At 44.3% G+C, this 13,847-nt stretch carries 12 protein-coding genes and 1 tRNA gene; 7 read left to right on the top strand and 6 right to left on the bottom strand.

Going from position 1 to position 13,847, the window contains the following annotated elements; all coding sequences use genetic code 11:
- Positions 1–43: 43 nt before the first annotated feature.
- Together MSP8886_RS08490 and asd are read left to right on the top strand one after the other, a co-directional pair.
- Positions 44–1,528 carry an HDOD domain-containing protein gene (locus tag MSP8886_RS08490; protein WP_067014995.1) on the top strand — a complete coding sequence of 495 codons (1,485 nt, stop codon included), beginning with the start codon at positions 44–46 and terminating at the stop codon, positions 1,526–1,528.
- A 25-nt stretch (positions 1,529–1,553) separates the two neighbouring features.
- Positions 1,554–2,411 carry an archaetidylserine decarboxylase gene (gene asd / locus MSP8886_RS08495; RefSeq protein ID WP_083200879.1) on the top strand — a complete coding sequence of 286 codons (858 nt, stop codon included), beginning with the start codon at positions 1,554–1,556 and terminating at the stop codon, positions 2,409–2,411.
- Positions 2,412–2,580: 169 nt separating this feature from the next.
- On the opposite strand, the gene secF is transcribed toward asd, so the two are convergent.
- From secF to queA, 5 genes are all read right to left on the bottom strand, one after another.
- Positions 2,581–3,495, bottom strand: a complete 915-nt coding sequence (gene secF / locus MSP8886_RS08500) for a protein translocase subunit SecF (protein ID WP_067014997.1) — start codon at positions 3,493–3,495, stop codon at positions 2,581–2,583.
- 9 nt (positions 3,496–3,504) lie between these two features.
- Positions 3,505–5,358, bottom strand: coding sequence for a protein translocase subunit SecD (gene secD / locus MSP8886_RS08505; protein ID WP_067014999.1), 1,854 nt, complete (start codon positions 5,356–5,358; stop codon positions 3,505–3,507).
- A 77-nt stretch (positions 5,359–5,435) separates the two neighbouring features.
- Positions 5,436–5,762 (bottom strand): preprotein translocase subunit YajC, encoded by a 327-nt coding sequence (gene yajC / locus MSP8886_RS08510; RefSeq protein ID WP_067015003.1) that lies wholly within the window; start codon positions 5,760–5,762, stop codon positions 5,436–5,438.
- 76 nt (positions 5,763–5,838) lie between these two features.
- Entirely contained in the window at positions 5,839–6,957 is a 1,119-nt protein-coding gene (gene tgt / locus MSP8886_RS08515) for a tRNA guanosine(34) transglycosylase Tgt (protein WP_217491171.1), read from the bottom strand.
- A gap of 32 nt (positions 6,958–6,989) precedes the next feature.
- Complete coding sequence (gene queA, locus MSP8886_RS08520) at positions 6,990–8,051, bottom strand: tRNA preQ1(34) S-adenosylmethionine ribosyltransferase-isomerase QueA (RefSeq protein ID WP_067015817.1); 1,062 nt, start codon at positions 8,049–8,051, stop codon at positions 6,990–6,992.
- A gap of 179 nt (positions 8,052–8,230) precedes the next feature.
- Between queA and MSP8886_RS08525 the strand changes: the two genes are divergently transcribed.
- Positions 8,231–8,315: transfer RNA gene (locus MSP8886_RS08525), tRNA-Leu, on the top strand.
- A gap of 123 nt (positions 8,316–8,438) precedes the next feature.
- Positions 8,439–8,639, top strand: a complete 201-nt coding sequence (locus MSP8886_RS08530; RefSeq protein ID WP_067015010.1) for a DUF2986 domain-containing protein — start codon at positions 8,439–8,441, stop codon at positions 8,637–8,639.
- Positions 8,640–8,642: 3 nt separating this feature from the next.
- On the opposite strand, the gene MSP8886_RS08535 is transcribed toward MSP8886_RS08530, so the two are convergent.
- A complete protein-coding gene (locus tag MSP8886_RS08535; protein WP_306455645.1) occupies positions 8,643–9,494 on the bottom strand; it encodes a helix-turn-helix domain-containing protein in 852 nt (283 codons plus the stop codon).
- 226 nt (positions 9,495–9,720) lie between these two features.
- Here MSP8886_RS08535 and MSP8886_RS08540 point away from each other — a divergent pair, with 226 nt between their 5' ends.
- From MSP8886_RS08540 to MSP8886_RS08550, 3 genes are all read left to right on the top strand, one after another.
- Positions 9,721–11,187 carry an alanine/glycine:cation symporter family protein gene (locus MSP8886_RS08540; protein WP_067015012.1) on the top strand — a complete coding sequence of 489 codons (1,467 nt, stop codon included), beginning with the start codon at positions 9,721–9,723 and terminating at the stop codon, positions 11,185–11,187.
- Positions 11,188–11,274: 87 nt separating this feature from the next.
- Positions 11,275–12,771, top strand: a complete 1,497-nt coding sequence (locus MSP8886_RS08545; protein ID WP_245659065.1) for an aspartate ammonia-lyase — start codon at positions 11,275–11,277, stop codon at positions 12,769–12,771.
- Positions 12,768–13,805 carry an asparaginase gene (locus MSP8886_RS08550; RefSeq protein WP_067015015.1) on the top strand — a complete coding sequence of 346 codons (1,038 nt, stop codon included), beginning with the start codon at positions 12,768–12,770 and terminating at the stop codon, positions 13,803–13,805. The genes MSP8886_RS08545 and MSP8886_RS08550 overlap by 4 nt, the downstream gene beginning before the upstream one ends.
- Positions 13,806–13,847: the final 42 nt, after the last annotated feature.

The following is a 13,847-nucleotide window of genomic DNA, read 5'->3' on the forward strand; positions in this document are numbered from 1 at the left end:
ATTAATAATATAAAGCATTTAAGAGTCTTTAAAATAAACAACTATGGATAAAAAGCCCCCTTTTGGCCTCAATGAATGGCTAGACTTTCTCAAAAAACAAAAATTCCCTGTTAGGAAAGGCAATTTAGCGCGCCTAAAAAACCAGACCAAGACACCGGATGAGGCTCTTGATCGCCTACAAACAAATATAGCATCTGAGCCATTTATTGCTTTCGCTCTTTTAAATGAAGCCAATAAAGTAGTACCAAACAAGCGAAGCGATATAAAAACACCTCATCACGCCGCCGCAATGATTGGCATGAATGGCATCACCGCCGTGCTAAAGAATTTGATACCTTATGAGCATTTAGCAAAGGATCCAGCCCATGCCGCTATGGTAAGAGAGGTTCAATCCAGCTACGAGGCTGCAACCATAGCAAAACACTGGGCAATTGAAAAACGTGCGAGTCATGAAGAAGATATTTTTTGGACAACTTTTTTTCGCGATACGCCACGCTGGCTAATGTGGTTCTACTGCTACCCGACCATGCGCACATTGCAAAAAAGAATTCTTGAAGGCGAAAAAGCTAACCAAGCCGAGAGTGATGTTTTAGGATGTCGAATGGATGAAATCACGGTACATATTAGCAAATATTGGGGCACACCAATCAACATTATCCATTCTTTTATTACCAAATTCATCCCCACAACCAAAGAACTTCAAGAACTTGCTCAGCTCACTCACAACCCTGAAGAGCTTCCCAAGTATACGGAAGACAAACGCTTAACACTACTTGCCAACAATCCGCTTATTTTTTCCTATTGTGCGAGCAAAGTCGCCCATGAAGCGGCCACTTACGGCTGGCAGGCAAAAACATTACCTTTTTACTATCGAGTTATCTCGACGGTTATTCATTGCCACCTAGGGCGCACTATTCAACTCACTCATTATGCCAGTGTAGAGGCCGCCAACCTTCATCCTAACAGAGGAAAAATCCCCCTAGCATGTCAATTACTATCACCTACTCTGTACACCAAAGATGAAACATTCGGCACCCAACTAAAAACAGGCAAAAAGAAACCATCCGCCCTAAACGCCCTGAAGGTACTTTGTCAGAATAATGACATACAGGCCAAGCACAAGGCTATAGCCGCCCTAAAAGCGTTAAACGAAGTCATTAAAAAAGATCAGCGCACCATCATACTAAAATACAGCAAAGGAAAAATAAGCCCACTTTTTCAACAAGGCTATGAGACAGATAAAATAAAAGCAGTAACATGGAACAGCCCTTCTAGTGTATTTAGCAAGCTATCGCAAAAACGATCCGCCATTCAACTTAATGGCGACAAACTGGCACGCTTTGTTAGCGAATTCCCCATCAATGCCAACAAGCTTTTAAGCAAGAATGAACATTTAATGCTTGCCTCTACTACCGTCACAGAAGGCGAAGTTCACATTCTATGGCTGGCATCTATCTCACCGTTCACTGAAAACGACTACAACCACTTAAAGCAGGTAGTACAATTAATAAGCCACCTCGCAAAATAAACACCAATACTAGGACATATACACCGTGACAAAAGATCAAATGTTTGCCTTTGCGCAGCACATCACCCCACAAAAAACCCTATCCAGACTGATCGGGAAAATCGCTGAATGCGAAACAAGCTGGGTAAAAAATACGTTCATCAGCCAGTTCATTAAAAAATATCAAGTCGACATGTCTGAGGCCATCAACAGCGACGCTTTATCCTATCGCAATTTTAATGACTTTTTCACTCGCGCTATTCGTCCAGAATTACGCCCAATCTGCGACGACGACAATAGCATTGCTTGCCCTGCAGACGGCGCTGTCAGCCAAATTGGAAACATCGAATACGGTACACTTTATCAAGCAAAAGGTCACACTTATAGCCTTACCAGCCTACTGGGTGGAGATGCCTCATTATCAGACAGGTTCTTAGGCGGCTCTTTTGCCACCGTCTATCTATCACCTCGGGATTACCACAGAGTGCATATGCCATTAACAGGCAAACTCACTAAGATGATTCACATTCCTGGCAAACTCTTCTCCGTTAATAAAGTAACAGCCGAGCAAATTCCAAGCGTATTCGCACGCAACGAGCGCACCGTTTGTCTATTTGATACTGAAGCAGGCCCAATGGCTGTGATACTGGTTGGTGCAATGATTGTAGCAAGCATTGAAACCATCTGGGCAGGCCAAGTTACGCCATTTAACAAAAACGTGGCAACTTGGGATTACCAAGAGCTTAGCAACATTGAAATCCAAAAAGGAGAGGAAATGGGCCGCTTTAAACTAGGATCAACAGCTATTGTCTTATTCGGTAAAGACGCCGTTAAATGGGAAGAAAGCATTCAGGCTGACAGCAAAACTAAAATGGGCATGAAGTTCGGCACTGTTAACAAATAATCTAATACCTCCTTTCATCCGCCCCTCTTTTACAGAAGAGACCATCATCAAGCTATAAAAAAGGCCTGTAACGATCGTTACAGGCCTTTCTAATTAACATTAAGCAAGTTTGTTAAACCAACTCATCGCCTTGGCAAACAAGCTAAACATTTTCTAACAATGCACCACCTTATGGCAGCTCATCCTCAAACTCAGGTTTTGGTGCTGGCACCAAATCCTCACGAGAGACTTTCATGGTCAACAATAAGTTTGCCGCCACAAAAATAGAAGAGTAAGTACCAATGGTAATACCTACGATCAGAGCCAAAGAGAAGTTATGAATCGACTCGCCACCCCAGATAAACAACACAATAACCGTAAACACTGTTGTCAAAGAGGTTACGATAGTACGACTCAACGTCTGGTTAATGGACACGTTAATCAAATCATGGGGCGTTATATCCCGCATGATACGAAAGTTTTCACGAATACGGTCACAGACTACTATCGTATCATTCAAGGAATAACCAATCAGCGCCAACACAGCCGCCAATACTGTTAAATCAAACTCGTAGCCGAAAACGGAGAAAAAACCCAAGGTAATAATCACATCATGAACCAAGGCCACAACAGACGCTACAGAGAACTTAAACTGGAAACGAATCGCCACGTAGACCATGACGACAAGCAAAGCCAGTAGCATCCCTAAGCCACCCTGCTCCCGCAGCTGCTGACCTACTTGAGCCCCTACATACTCCGAACGAACCAAAGAGACGGAAACCTTTCCATCATCCTGCAATGCCTTCAACACTTGGCCACCCAATTCAGGGGTATACTTATTCGCCATACGAACAACAAGATCCGTTGGTGAGCCAAAGTTTTGCACAACAACATCTTTATAGCCGCCCGTATCCAGCAGCCGACGAACTTGATCTAACTTAGGAGCCTCTTTATAGGTCACCTCAATCAAGGTTCCCCCAGTGAAATCCAAGCCGAACTTAATTCCCTTTGTTGCAAGAGAAACAATGGAGATCAAGATCAACGCAAGCGAAAAACAAGCCACGATCTTGCGCATCTCCATAAATGGAATTTTTGTCACTTTCATGGCATTCCCCTAAATATACAATTTCTTGTTCTTACTACCACCGTACACCAGATTAATTTGGGCACGCGTTACAACGATCGCTGTAAACATAGAGGTAAGAATACCGAGAGATAATGTGACCGCGAAACCTTTTACAGAGCCAGTTCCGACAGCAAACAAGATAACTGCCACTAACAAAGTGGTTAAGTTCGAGTCGAGAATGGTGGTAAACGCACGATTAAAGCCAGAATAAATGGCTTGATGGCTTGGCATACCATTAGCAAATTCCTCCCTTATCCTCGAGAAAATAAGCACATTGGCATCCACCGCCATCCCCATCGTCAATACAATACCGGCTATACCTGGCAAAGTTAACGTAGCACCCAATACAGACATGCAAGCTAATAGCAATATCACGTTCAAAACCAACGAAATATTCGCAAACAAACCAAACAAACGGTAATAAGCCAACATAAATAGCATAACAACAAGCAAGCCAATTTTTGCTGACTGCATGCCCAAATGGATATTTTGCGCCCCTAAGCTTGGCCCAATAGTACGCTCACCCACAAAATAAATAGGAGCCGCTAACGCACCTGCACGAAGCAATAGCGCTAACTCAGACGCCTCACGCGGACTATCCAATCCCGTAATACGGAACGAGTTGCCCAACGTTGTCTGAATCGTCGCAAGAGAAATAATGCTCTTTTCATCATACGACTTACGTACTTCAGTCAACTTACCGTCTTTCTTCACGTATAAATTACGTGTTTTATGCTCAATGAAGACCACCGCCATATTACGACCAATGGCAGAACGTGTCACACGCGCCATTTTCTTACCACCAATGGAGTCCAAACTAATATTAACCTGTGGACGGCCATTTTGATCAAAAGACGAAGACGCATCAGAGACATTGTCGCCAGTGACAATAATATCGCGATCTAATCGAGCAGTTCGGCTACTGTTATTTCTAAATGGCAAGGTTTCAACATCAGCACCATCTTGATCTAACCCTGCTTCCAAATGAAACTCAAGGTTCGCCGTGGCGCCGATAATACGCTTGGCTGCCGCCGTGTCTTGTACACCTGGTAATTCAACCACTATGCGATCACTACCTTGACGCTGAACCAATGGCTCCGCTACACCTAACTCATTCACACGATTACGTAAAGTCGTTAAGTTTTGTTGAATCGCATAAGACTCAATTTCTTTTCGCGCTGCTTCTGTGTATTTCGCATCTAGGTAAAAATCTTTACCACTATCACGCTCAGTATAAACATACTGATTAAACTTATCTTTCAGCAGAGACTCAGCTAATGTACGGTCTTCTTTCTTAAGGAATCGAATAGACAAGACACCATTATTGTTAATGGACACACTGCGATAACGAATACGCTCTTGACGCATATCTGTTTTCATTTCGCTCGAAGCCACTTCCATTTTCTGCTTCAAGGCAGCAGGCATGTCAACCTGCAATAAAAAATGTACACCACCACGTAAATCTAGTCCCAGTTTCGCCGGGCCGGCACCAATATCTCTCAACCAAGTGGGTGTTGTCGGCACAAGGTTTAACGCCGTGACATAACCGTCCCCTAAGGTTTCAGCTACAATGGGTTTGGCAGCTAATTGATCCTCGCCATTATTAAAACGCAAGGTAGCACCAGTAGAGGTCAATTCTGCCTTTTTCAAAGTAATATGCGCCTTAGCTAGGGCTGCCTCTACTTTTTGCAATGTAGTTTCGTTTACGACGGTCGTTGCTTTTTGAGTGGAAATTTGCAAAGCGGGATCATCTGGATACAAGTTCGGCAAGGCATAGACTATCCCCACCGCCAAAACGAAAAGTATTGCGAGATACTTCCACAAGGGATACTTGTTGAGCATGAAAAATCCTTTACACCTAAAATAATAATACGAATGAAAGAAGAAAAGCGCCTAAACAAGGCGCTTTTCTAAAAAGGTTAGATGGATTTCAGTGTTCCTTTCGGTAGCACAGCCGCTACAGAAGACTTTTGGAATTTCATCTCAATGTTTTCAGAAACTTCAAGTGTTACGTAATTGTCTTCGACTTTTGTCACTTTCCCCAACAAGCCACCACCCGTTACCACTTCAGTGCCCTTCGCCAGAGAAGCAAGCAAATTTTTATGCTCTTTAGTACGCTTCGCCTGTGGACGCCACATAAGGAAGTAAAAGATAACGACAAAACCAGCAAGCAGTACTAGGTTAAAGATACCTGCACTAGCTGGTGCAGCATCAGCTGCGTATGCGGATGAGATCAATGAGATCATGTTATTAACTCTCCAATGGTTTAAAAAACTGTTATCAACTTAATTAAAAACTGACATAAATCTTGCTAATTGATTACTAATCGCTCAAAGGGGGCGTTTCTAACCCACGTTTCGCGTAAAACTCATCAACAAAGGCGTCAAATCTACCTTCATCGAGCGCTAGACGCAATCCCGCCATCAAGGTTTGATAGTATCTTAAGTTATGAATGGTGTTTAATTGCGCTCCTACCATTTCTTGACACTTATCCAAGTGATGTAAATAAGACCGAGAAAAGTTTTTACAAGTGTAGCAATCACATTCTTTGTCCAGTGGGGACGTATCATGGCGGTTCGTTGCGTTGCGAATACGCACGACACCGTCAGAGGTAAATAAATGTCCGTTACGAGCATTACGCGTGGGCATCACGCAATCGAACATATCCACACCACGACGCACCCCTTCCACCAAATCTTCCGGCTTACCCACCCCCATTAGATAACGTGGCTTGTTTTCAGGCATTTTGGGTGTCACATAATCTAACACCTTCATCATTTCTTCTTTGGGCTCACCGACAGACAAGCCACCAATAGCATAGCCGTCGAAGCCAATGTCCGTTAAGCCTTCAAGGGACTCATCCCGAAGATGCTCATACATGCTACCCTGAATAATACCAAATAGCGCTGACGGACTATCGCCATGCTCATCTTTTGAACGTTTCGCCCAACGCAGACTCATGCGCATGGAAGCCGCCGCGCGCTCTGGCGTAGCCGGATATGGTGTACATTCATCAAAAATCATCACAATATCTGAGCCCAAATCTTTTTGTACCTGCATCGAGATCTCAGGACTCAAAAACACTTTAGAACCATTGATGGGTGAACGAAAACTCACCCCCTCTTCTGTGATTTTACGCATTTCACCGAGTGAAAACACTTGAAAACCACCAGAATCCGTCAAAATTGGCTTCTTCCATTGCGTGAAGTCATGCAAATCACCATGGGCTTTAATGACTTCTGTACCAGGTCGCAACCAAAGATGGAAGGTATTACCAAGAATAATATCCGCACCGATTTCTTCGATATCTTTGGTTAGCATCCCCTTAACAGAGCCATAAGTACCTACAGGCATAAAAGCAGGCGTTTCAACTTTACCACGAGGAAACGTTAATGTGGCACGACGCGCCTTACCTGACGTGTTGTGTAACTCGAAGTCCATAAAACATTCTGGACGCTTATCTGACATACGTCTTATTCCTTACTCTGCGGGCCTTTAGCCTGCGCATTACGTGTTATAAACATGGCATCGCCATAACTAAAAAATCGATAGTCATTTTCCACTGCAGATTTATAGGCACTCATCACCTGATCATACCCAGCAAACGCACTAATCAGCATAATCAGTGTCGATTCGGGCAAATGAAAATTTGTCACCAAACAATCAACGGTTTTAAATTTATAGCCTGGATAAATAAAAATGCTGGTATCGTCTTTCATTGGCGCGATTTCGCCGCTTTGACTGGCCGATTCTAGGCTACGTACACTGGTTGTACCTACAGCAATGACTCGACCTCCTCGGGCTTTCGTTGCTTTTACTTGCTCAACCACCGTTTCTTCGACTTCCACATACTCGGCATGCATGATGTGATCTTTTACATGATCTACTTTAACTGGCTGAAACGTTCCCGCTCCCACATGGAGGGTAACAAAGGCAAGATCTACCCCTTTCGCTTGGATCTTATCAAGCAAGCCTTCATCAAAATGCAAACCTGCAGTCGGTGCTGCCACCGCCCCTGGTTTTTGATTATAGACCGTTTGATAACGCTCTTGGTCGCTGTCTTCATCAGGTCGCTCTATGTACGGTGGCAATGGCATATGACCCACTCGTGAGAGCACTTGCAAAACGGGCTCACCAAAAGCTAAGCAGAACAAAGCACCTGAGCGCTCCACCATCGTCACTTCAATCGACTCGCTCTTATCCTGACCTAGAAAAAGTTTGCTACCAGGCTTAGGCGACTTACTCGCACGAATATGAGCCAACGCCTCAGTCTCACTTGTGATGCGCTCAATCAAAATTTCGATTTTACCACCAGACTCTTTTTCACCAAACACACGAGCAGGAATTACTCGCGTATTGTTAAACACCATCAGATCACCAGGCTGAACTAAGTCCAATACATTAGAAAACTGCAAATGCGTCAGCTCACCAGTGGGCCCATCAAGCTTTAACAAACGACTTGAGGTTCGATCTGGAGCAGGATAAGTAGCAATAAGAGAGTCGGGCAAATCAAAGTGATAATCAGAAACACGCATACGAAGAAAACGACCTAGAAAAATGACCCAGTATTTTAGCGAATTTTTCTCCAAAAAGGTACGCTCCATGTGTATCGGATAAGAGAAAAGCACCACACCAGAAAAGAAAAGTTAAAAAATTTAGCGTGAGCATTGACAACGCAATCAAAACCCATAGAATACGCAACACCTTTTTCAAGGCCAGTGTGGTGGAATTGGTAGACACGACGGATTCAAAATCCGTTGCCTTCGGGTGTGGCGGTTCGAGTCCGCCTACTGGTACCAACGTAAGAAAGCCCTAATCGTTGATTAGGGCTTTTTTTTGCTTTTTAAAAGGCCTTATCAATAGAAACATCTAAGATCGCAGACTACCAACCAAACTTTTTACCGCCTTATCTCGGACACAGCATGAACCGTCGTAAAAAAATCAAAGCCATTCTAACCAAGCGCAGCAAACAGGCAAATCGCAAAGCCAATCCACCAAAAACGAAACCTAAATATCTATCCAAAGCAGAACGAGCACACCTCGAAGCTGAAGCAACCACAAATCAAGCACCTTCCATTGACGAAGCAAGCGCCCCCCAAACGACAGATCGACAACAAAATTAGCACTTAAAAGCGTGCCCTAAAGTGCCACTCACTCGACTCCATTGCATTAGTAATCGCCTGACGAATGCTCATATCAATTTGCTCACTATCCACATCATACAAGCCACACAGGGCAAGCGCTTCACGTTTATTAACTTGCTTACCCAAATGCTCGTAAACCACTCTTGCACAACAGGGCATACGCTCACCACTGCCCGACACCCCTAATTTCAAACCAGTCAATCGATCAATACGATTCTTAAATGACGGAAATAAAATCGTTTGCGTCACCTCATGACCCGTTAGGGTTTCGTAGTCCATCAGAAAGATTCGATCCGCTAAAAAATACGCTATCCCTTTATAAATCCCATGAAAAGGTTTAGCTCGCCCCTCTTCTCGCAACCGCTCCGTTCTCTGAAAGTACATTTTTCCGTCGCGTAACTCAATACACACCAAAGTCCTTAAAATTTTTCCAGGACATGCCATGGATATATAGTATTCGAAATAATAGCCAAGATATTTATCCTGACCAGTCAAACTGATGTGCTGCAAATTATCACAGTGCCGCTGCTCTAAAGAGACAGTTGATGAATTGACTTTATGAGCGGGACGCACTTGCACCAAGCACTGAAACTGGGCATGCGGTAACGTTATTTCACCTTCCTCAACCCCAAAGAACTCACAAAAACGTCGCATTGTGTTAGCTGATGGTCGATTGGTACCATTTAAGTAGCGGTTAAACTGAGGCCGATTAATACCAAGGCGACGACACACCTCGGAGGTGGATTTGTAATAGCTACAAAGTAACCGTAAATTTTCTTTAAAATTATCAGGCACAGTGATATCACTCTCAAGATATAAGTAAAGCGATGACACAACAACACACCACTCACTCAAATACTGTTGTTTTGCTTATGGTAAATCACTCATGTACAAAACCACAATTAAAATTGATGCGAGTTGATGCTGTTATAGCATCAACTCACATCAAAAAAGACAAAGTTACAAACTTCTAAGCCCTACCCCTCCTCTTGTTCAATACCCACTCTACCTTCCTACAAAAAATATAAAATCGGTTAATACCGAAAAGGAGTTCTGTTAAATGTTATCTATTCTTAGCGACCTACTCTGGAGTAAAGTGCTGATTGCCGTCTTAATTGGACTGGGTGTCTGGTTTACTGTGTCATCGCGATTTGTACAATTTCGTTATTTTGGCAAAATGTTTGGCATTCTCACCGCCCGTCATCATGAAAGCGATGGCCATTTAAGCTCATTCCAAGCATTAATCCTATCAGTTGCCGGACGAGTCGGTGGTGGCAACATTGCTGGTGTCGCCGTTGCCATTGCACTTGGCGGCCCTGGTGCGATTTTTTGGATGTGGGTGGTTGGCTTGATGGGCATGGCAACCAGCTTCATCGAATGCACACTCGCACAAGTGTATAAAACGGCAGAGCCAGATGGCACTTACCGTGGCGGCCCTGCCTACTATATAGCCAAAGGCCTTGGCTCAAAATGGAAATGGCTTTCTGTGCTCTACTCCCTGTTATTATTAGCGACCTTTGGTATTGCCTTTACGGCATTACAGTCCTACGCCGTTGCCAACTCTCTACAAGACGCGTTTGGTATTCCCTTGTCCTACAGTGGCATCGCTCTCGCTTTAATCGTTGGTTTGATCATATTTGGTGGCGTGCGACGCATCGCCAAAGTCGCAGAAGTATTAGTCCCTATTATGGCAGGTGGATACCTACTCATTGCCATCGTCGTATTAGCCCTACACATTAGCGCCATACCAGACACCTTGATGCTAATCGTTAAAAGTGCCTTCGGCCTTGGACCTGCTATCGGAGGCGGAATTGGCGCCGCAATATTAATGGGCGTAAAACGTGGCTTGTTCTCAAATGAAGCAGGCTTAGGCAGCGCCCCCAACGTGGCCGCCGTCGCATTCGTTCCTCACCCAGCAAACCAAGGTGTGGTACAGGCTTTTTCAGTCTTTATCGATACGATAGTGTTATGCACTTGTACTGCCTTAATCATTCTATTGGGAACAGCTTACGATCCAAACAGTGCCAGCGTAGCCGATGGGGTAGCATTAACACAGGCTTCTCTGGCCACTCATATTGGTGAATCTGGCCGTATATTTGTCAGCATAGCCTTACTATTATTCGGTTTTAGTACCATTTTGTATAACTATTATTTAGGTGAAAACAGCTTAAGCTACCTAACGAAAAGTCGTAACAATGAATTCTTAATGAACGGCTTTCGTGTCGCGATCGTTTGTCTTTGCTGCTTGGGTGCCGTGTTGGATTTAGGCACTGTGTTTGCGTTTGCAGATTTAACCATGGGACTGCTAGCACTGGTAAATCTATTCGCCCTTGCCCTTTTGTTCAAAATAAGCCGACGGGTCATCAAAGATTATGACGATCAAATACAAGCAGGCGTAGCACAACCGGTTTTTAACGTTACTCAGTTCCCAGATTTGGATTTGGATAAAGCAGCATGGCCAACCCCAATAAAGCAAGATCAGCAGGCAAGCACTGCTGACTTAACCGCAGAAATCATTAACCAGTAACCCCAAGCACGTTTTACTCCCTATAACGCTTCAATTGGGAAGCCAAATGGTAAAACGTGCTCTCTTTAATTGACAGGATAAACAAACATGAATACGCGTTCTGAATACGATTTGCTTGGTAATATGGACGTTCCTTCTGAAGCTTTTTATGGCATTCAAACCCTTCGCGCAGCGCAAAATTTTTCCATCACTGGCGTCCCCATTTCTCATTTTCCTGAGCTCATCAAGGCCTTGGCCATGGTGAAAGCGGCCGCAGCTCGCACGAATCAGGACATGAATCTACTTAGTAAAGAGAAAGCAGACGCCATTGTTCTGGCTTGTCAGGATTTGATCCTTGGCAAGTATCATGATCAATTCATTGTCGACGTCATTCAAGGTGGGGCAGGCACCTCTACGAATATGAACGCGAATGAAGTAATCGCCAACATCGCCCTGGAAAAACTTGGGCATGAAAAAGGTGAATACAAATATTTACACCCAAACGACGATGTAAACCGCTCTCAATCGACTAATGATGCCTACCCAACGGCTGCCTGTCTCGGCATCCAATTTGCTGCGGACAATTTCGTACCAAGCCTCGCTTCCCTTAAGAAATCACTGGAAATGAAAGGCAAAGAATTTGCGCACATTGTCAAAATGGGCCGCACTCAACTACAAGATGCGGTTCCCATGACACTGGGCCAAGAATTCGAAGCGTTTGCTGTCACATTAGGTGAGGATATCGACCGTATTAGCGAAGCCTGCGCCTTATTATGTGAAGTCAACCTAGGGGGGACTGCCATTGGTACTGGCATCAACACGTCAGAAGGCTACGCCAAATCAGTCGTGGAAAAATTAGCGACCATTTCGACTAAACCCTTAGTGCCTGCTTCTAATCTCGTAGAAGCCACTTCCGATATGGGGGCATTTGTCTTTTTCTCTGGCATTCTGAAGCGCCTTGCCATCAAACTCAGCAAAATGAGCAACGATTTGCGCCTACTTTCTAGTGGTCCTCGCACTGGTCTTGGTGAAATCAACCTACCACCAATGCAACCTGGCTCTTCCATCATGCCAGGCAAAGTCAACCCTGTTATACCAGAAGCCATGAACCAAACCGCCTATCAGGTGATTGCATCGGATCTGGCGGTTACCTTGGCTGCCGAAGCGGGTCAGCTACAGCTTAATGCCATGGAACCCATGATCATTTACAACCTACTCAACTCACTCAAAATGCTTAAAGAAGCCTGTCAGATGCTTGAAAAGCGCTGCATCAATGGCATTACTGCCAATGAATCAAAATGTGCTGATCATGTTGAAAACAGTATCGGCATTATCACCGCACTTGTTCCTCACATTGGCTACTCCAATGCCTCACGTATTGCCAATACCGCCCTACATACTGGCAACACCGTTAAAGCATTGGTCATTGAAGAAAACTTACTTACAGAAGAACAAGTTAACTTGTTGCTCAGCCCAGAATCCATGCTTTCTCCCAGCAAAATAACACTCTCTTCAGCAGAAAAAGCCTCTTCCGATACTCAAGCCCCTGCAAAAAAGAAAGCCGCTTCTGATAAAAAAGTGACGGCCAAAAAGGACAAGTTATGAGTTCAGATATTCTTATCCTTTATACAGGCGGCACCATTGGCATGGTTCAATCAGAGCAGGGCTTAGCCCCTGCCTCTGGCTTGCAAGAGCGCATTGAATTAGCAATGGGAGCCAGTCTTGAATCTCTACCGAGCTTTGAAGTACTGGAACTCAACCCATTAATAGACAGCGCTAATATTGCCCCAACCAACTGGACCAAATTGGTTCGCGTATTGGCAACCCATTGGCAAGATTACCAAGGCTTTGTTATTTTGCACGGCACGGATACCATGGCCTATACGACATCCGCTTTGTCTTTCATGCTAGGCGCTTGCACAAAAAATGTCCTGCTGACTGGCTCGCAAATTCCCATCGGCATGAGCCGCAGCGATGCCACGGCCAATCTTCAAGCGGCGCTCTCGCTAGCCGCCAATCACAAGATCCCCGATGTTTGCTTAGTGTTCGACGGAAAATTAATGCGTGGCAATAGAGTAAAAAAAGTCAGTAGTGGCCGCTTTGAAGCTTTTCAAACACCAAACGATGATTTATTGGGTGAACTGGCCATTGAGATGCAAATCTATGCAAAACGCATGATAAAGCCAGTTAAACAGAATACGGTTGAGCCAATAGAAAATGCCATCATCCGCTTTCGAGAAGGTGCAGTCGCCGTATTAACCCTGCACCCAAGCCAGCCTATTTCGATGTATCAAAGCTTATTAGATGATGAGAACTGTCAAGCCATCGTAATGATGACTTACGGGGCCGGAAATGTACCCGATAGAAACGAGCAATTTATGAATTTCTTAACCGAGGCCATGCTACGCAAGAAAAATATTGTTAATTTGACTCAATGTCTTCACGGTGGCGTATCACAAGGCACCTATGCTGCAGGCTCAATGCTGTCTTCTATGAAAGTTTTAAGTAGTTACGATATGACCTTAGAAGCCGCCTTTTGCAAACTTCATTTTTTACTTGCCAAGGGCGAAGATTACTACTCCATTATTGAAAAATGGCACAACAACCTTTGTGGGGAATTCAGCATATCGCAATCCTGATACATATAGACAAAACGTAGGCCACAAAAGAACAGTGGCCTT

This window comes from Marinomonas spartinae, assembly GCF_900089775.1.
GTDB classification, from domain to species: domain Bacteria; phylum Pseudomonadota; class Gammaproteobacteria; order Pseudomonadales; family Marinomonadaceae; genus Marinomonas; species Marinomonas spartinae.

What these genes read in the sequence shown, in the direction of transcription:
- MSP8886_RS08490 (WP_067014995.1), top strand. Translation starts at nt 44, where the DNA reads ATGGATAAAAAGCCCCCTTTTGGCCTCAATGAATGGCTAGACTTTCTC.
- secF (WP_067014997.1), bottom strand. Translation starts at nt 3,495, where the DNA reads ATGAAAGTGACAAAAATTCCATTTATGGAGATGCGCAAGATCGTGGCT.
- secD (WP_067014999.1), bottom strand. Translation starts at nt 5,358, where the DNA reads ATGCTCAACAAGTATCCCTTGTGGAAGTATCTCGCAATACTTTTCGTT.
- yajC (WP_067015003.1), bottom strand. Translation starts at nt 5,762, where the DNA reads ATGATCTCATTGATCTCATCCGCATACGCAGCTGATGCTGCACCAGCT.
- tgt (WP_217491171.1), bottom strand. Translation starts at nt 6,957, where the DNA reads ATGGACTTCGAGTTACACAACACGTCAGGTAAGGCGCGTCGTGCCACA.
- queA (WP_067015817.1), bottom strand. Translation starts at nt 8,051, where the DNA reads ATGCGTGTTTCTGATTATCACTTTGATTTGCCCGACTCTCTTATTGCT.
- MSP8886_RS08530 (WP_067015010.1), top strand. Translation starts at nt 8,439, where the DNA reads ATGAACCGTCGTAAAAAAATCAAAGCCATTCTAACCAAGCGCAGCAAA.
- MSP8886_RS08540 (WP_067015012.1), top strand. Translation starts at nt 9,721, where the DNA reads ATGTTATCTATTCTTAGCGACCTACTCTGGAGTAAAGTGCTGATTGCC.
- MSP8886_RS08545 (WP_245659065.1), top strand. Translation starts at nt 11,275, where the DNA reads ATGAATACGCGTTCTGAATACGATTTGCTTGGTAATATGGACGTTCCT.
- MSP8886_RS08550 (WP_067015015.1), top strand. Translation starts at nt 12,768, where the DNA reads ATGAGTTCAGATATTCTTATCCTTTATACAGGCGGCACCATTGGCATG.